The 4,406-nt window shown below is 44.6% G+C and carries 4 protein-coding genes; all 4 read right to left on the reverse strand.

Annotated elements, in window-relative coordinates; all coding sequences use genetic code 11:
* Positions 1-60: 60 nt before the first annotated feature.
* On the reverse strand, positions 61-1,704 hold the full coding sequence (gene panP, locus BCT81_RS14125; protein WP_102424827.1) for a pyridoxal-dependent aspartate 1-decarboxylase PanP: 1,644 nt from the start codon (positions 1,702-1,704) through the stop codon (positions 61-63).
* Between the two features lie 118 nt (positions 1,705-1,822).
* Positions 1,823-2,350: a hypothetical protein gene (locus BCT81_RS14130; protein WP_008224391.1), complete on the reverse strand. Its 528-nt coding sequence runs from the start codon at positions 2,348-2,350 to the stop codon at positions 1,823-1,825.
* A 174-nt stretch (positions 2,351-2,524) separates the two neighbouring features.
* The gene (locus BCT81_RS14135) at positions 2,525-3,430 is read right to left on the reverse strand and encodes a lysine exporter LysO family protein (protein WP_102424828.1); all 906 of its coding nucleotides are present in this window, start codon (positions 3,428-3,430) and stop codon (positions 2,525-2,527) included.
* Positions 3,431-3,469: 39 nt separating this feature from the next.
* Entirely contained in the window at positions 3,470-4,390 is a 921-nt protein-coding gene (locus BCT81_RS14140) for an HDOD domain-containing protein (RefSeq protein ID WP_102424829.1), read from the reverse strand.
* Positions 4,391-4,406 lie beyond the last annotated feature (16 nt).

Below are 4,406 nucleotides of genomic sequence, written 5' to 3' on the forward strand. Positions count from 1 at the left end.
ACATCTAAGTTACACCAAAAAGAAAGAAATTTTCAATTTGATGCAACTAAAATTGAATGGCTATGCGTTGATTTGCGTAACTAACTGAGTGATTTTACCCATTAAGTTTGGCGCTAGTTTTGAAATTTCACGCTGCTCTTCAAGTACCGAAGAAAGAATTTCATTGCCCGTTAGCGGGTTAGCCAACACTACGCGGAAAACGATGATGGGTTGGTGAGCCCACGCTTCTGGGTTTAAGCGAGTACGAGAGACAAATGACTTACCGGTTTCACGCTGTTTCTTCTGGATAAACTTGGTAAGTTCGTTCAGAAGTTCGTTCAACTCCACACGCTGCTCAGGAGCGGCTTTAAGCAGGGCTGCTTTTACCGCTTCAGGAACGTAGCGGTACGTCAGTAGACAAAGCTCTGGTTCAGAGACTAACTCGAAATCATCTTGTTCTTTAATCAGGTCGGCAAAGTAACGTGCTTTGTTGATGCTTTGATCGATCAGCAGTTCATAGCCTGGACGACTGATGATGTGCATTGCAGCATAAACCAGCATCGCCATACCTGAGCGAGAGCCTTCCAACGTATGGCTACCTAAGTCTTTAGAGCCTTTACGTAGGATATATTGAGCGTGGTGCTCAATCGCAGTCATCGCGTCTGGTTTCTTAAACAGAACCATGCCAGCACCCATAGGGATGTAAAGCTGCTTGTGAGCATCGATAGTGACAGAGTCAGCTAGTTCAATACCATCAAGTAGGTGGCGATGATTGTTGGACATTAAAGTCGCGCCGCCCCAAGCTGCATCCACATGGAAGTGGCAGTCAGACTCGGCACATACCTCTGCAATATCTCTTAGTGGATCGATATTACCGGTTTCCGTTGTACCAGCGACACCGATAACGGCGAAAGGCTTAATCTTGTTCTGCTTGAGCTGCTCGATCTTCAGTCGTAGGTCGTCAGTACAAATGCGATTGTCGTTATCTGTTTTAACTGATACAAGACCTTCTTGACCAATACCCAGCACGTCAGCGGCTTTTTTCAGAGAGTAGTGACCACGTTCAGAGACTAAGATGGCTAGGCCTTCGTAGTCGTAGTGTTTCATGGCTTTGAATAAGCCTTCTTTCTCGACACCTTTGAACGAGCCCTGTGCTTTTAGTGCATTGTTACGTGCGACCCAAAGCGCAGTAATGTTCGCGATAGTACCACCAGAGCAAAACGCCCCTAATGAGTGATTTGCACTGTGCATCCAACGAGAATAGAACGCGTCATCATCTTGATAGATTAAGCGATGAAGCATACCTAGAACCTGACGTTCTAAAGGAGTGAAAGCTTTTGAAGTCTCGATTTTTACTAGGTTCTGATTCAGCGCAATCATGATTTTAGAAAGCGGCATCAAGAAGTAAGGCAGGGCAGACGTCATGTGACCAATGAAGCTTGGTGAAGACGTATGAACCGAGTGCGATACAAGAGAATCGAGGAGATGCTCAGTATGTTCAGAAACAAACTCAGGCTGCTCTGGGATATGAGCATTTGAAAAATCTTTCTCAATTTCACGCAGTGGCTTTTCTTCAGCCACGATATGTTCACGTAAGAATTGATTCAGGTTTCGTGAAAGTTTGTCTTCAATTTGAGTGAGTGTTGAATCTGGGCCTTCAGGTACCGTGAAGATACGTAGAAGACTGTCGAAGCTAACATCTGCTGTTTTTTGTTCCGTAACCATAGCAAGCGAGTTATTTTTCTAATATTGACGCGAGCGGGACAATCTAAACGAAAACGGGAACAATGTCCCGTCTTAATTATGAAATCCAACTTCTCATAAAAGCCTATTAAATGAGGGGTTACTTACATTTAATCGCTTCAAGTTCAGCAATAGAGGTGTTGTAACGCTGCAGTGCTGTATCGATCTGTTTAGGGTGGCTAAGTAGCTCTGCAAACGCAGAACGCAGCTCGTAGTTTTGAGCGTGAGGCTTTGATTGACGGTCGTCGAACGTCGTTTTTGCTACCTTGCCTAGTTCATCATCGCGCTGTGATAGCGTTTTAATGTCATGTTGCTCAAGTTGCAGCCAACCTTCAACAGGTTGCTCTGTAGCTACTTTGCTTGAGTCGTTTACCAAGTAGTAGTGTACCGCTGCACGATTTAGCTCGAAGTGGTGCTTACGGCCTTCAAGGAACCACTCGCTGACTTCTGTTAGCTCTGGGTATTGCTCTGAGGTGAGTTCAGCAAGATCGGCGTACCAATTTAGAGAGGCGTCGATGTAAGCATCGTATTTTTTCGCTTGGCACTGGTTTGTTTCAGACATTGAATCTGCTGCAAAAGAGAAAGTAGAAGTTGAAGCTAGCAGTAATGCGACGCAAAGGCGTTTCATAGCGGGTCCTTTTGTAAGTTTATTCTTGTTATTACTTTGTCGTTACAGGTTACCGTGATCATTCTTTGTTGAGCAATGACACTTAGTGTCTTTTTATTTGGGTAACTGTATCGGTATCTTGGGCGTTGGTATTCGAGATGCATTCTAATCTAAATCGATCGCTATTCCTGCGATCTAGTTAGCAAGAGATACAAAGAACAACATCAAAATGGGCACGAGTAGACTTAATATAAATCCACTAACAATCGCGATAGGCACACAGCGAACGCCGCCTGTTGTTTGAATGACAGGCAAAGTGAAGTCCATGGCGGTAGCTCCGGCATAACCAATAGACGTACATGGATAGTTTCGAATGAGCACTGGAATCAGAACTAACGCGACAAGCTCTCTCAGTAGCTCAAGCATGAATGATGCTCCGCCGTAGACCGGACCAAACGCATCGCCCATTAGTATTCCAGCCAAAGAGTACCAGCCAAAACCAGAAGACATGGCTAGCGCTTTAAACAGGGGAATATCCAGCAAGTAAGCAGCGATAACACCGCCTAACATAGAGGTGATAATTATCGTGACAGCGATGACCATGCCATGCTTGTTGAGCAAGATTTGTCTTAGGGTCAGCCCGCTGTTTCGCAGCTGGATGCCAATGAAGAATAGAAGAACGAATAGAATCCACTCACTCGCTGTATCGACCCAATGAAGGCTGATAGGCAGAACGAGTCCTGCGATAAGGCCTGAGCCGACAACCAAAATGAGTTTGGCAGACTCCATTGCCATCGAAGAAAGGGGCAGCTTCTTTTGACTACTATCTGTTTTGAGTGGCAGTACTTTGTCTATCGCGGGCAATGCCATCAGGTTACAAACACTCAAGCAGACAAAGAAAGTGACTGTGTAAAGAAGGATTGTCTGTAGGTTGTTACCAAGATTATCAAGTGCGGCAAGGCTTAATCCCATCAGCGCTAGAATTACATAGATCAAACGCGATGTAGAGCGGTTAATGAATTCTAGCGTTTGGGTGTTTGAAATTGAAAATAGATACCCCACAACAAGTGGAGCAAATATGAAGATCATCCCTGTAAACATGCTTTCCTCTATTGCAATTACTTCAACTTTTTCTATGACTTAGAAGCCACTAGCGTTGATCACGTCGTTTAGCTTTGCATTAAAATCATGTTTACTCAAGTTGCTTAGATTATAAAGCACTTCTGCACCTGTCACGTTGAGCTCAACTTCGTGATCATCGATGTTCTCATCCTTGTTTCTGAACATCAGTAGGTGGTTAGCAATACGTGCGATATCTAAGTAAGAAACTTCACGTTCTTCTTGTTTGTTGATGGTGTTGCTGCACACGTCAATGAAGTCGCTGTCGAAGCCCCAACGCTTGAGTACTAGCTTGCTGGTGGCTGAACATTGGCCCTGGAAAATCTGAAGCGCGATATCGTGGTCGAGGTAGTTACCGTTCTCAAGGTATAGGTGGTACTCGCTTACTAGGCAGAACAGCCCAATATCGGCTAACAAACCAACTAGCAAAGACTTTTCATGTTCAAGGTAGCGATATTCAGCAGGAGCGATCTCTTTAAAGCCATTGGTCACAAGTACCATGGTTGCGCCTAACTCTTTTGAGACAGAAGCGCTTTGAATCAATAGCTGGTTACACTCTTTATTTAAATCAACTGAGTGCTTGAGTTGTTCGATCGCTTGTGCAGTCACGATGTCACGAACACGCAATATGCCCAGGCGTGAAACGGCCGTCATAATGTCGACACAGGTGATGTTGCGTCTGTTGAAGACAACCGAGTTTGCAACTCGAATGACGATGGCTGTAAGGCCTGGATCTTCAAGCAAGCACTCGGCAACCTCGGCTATCCCAGTCGATTCCAGAGTACAAAGTTTTTGGATTTTAAGTACAACGTTAGGGATAGGAGGAAGGGTTATTTTTCCCGCTGAGATGGAATGTCCAACAAGTTGGGCAAATTCTGATTCTAGGCCCTTAAGAAGAAGCGCCTTGTTTTGTGGTAGCCAGAAAAACGATAAATGATTCATATAAAAAGTAAAAACA

It is taken from the genome of Vibrio sp. 10N.261.52.A1, assembly GCF_002876325.1.
Classification (GTDB): Bacteria; Pseudomonadota; Gammaproteobacteria; order Enterobacterales; family Vibrionaceae; genus Vibrio; species Vibrio chagasii.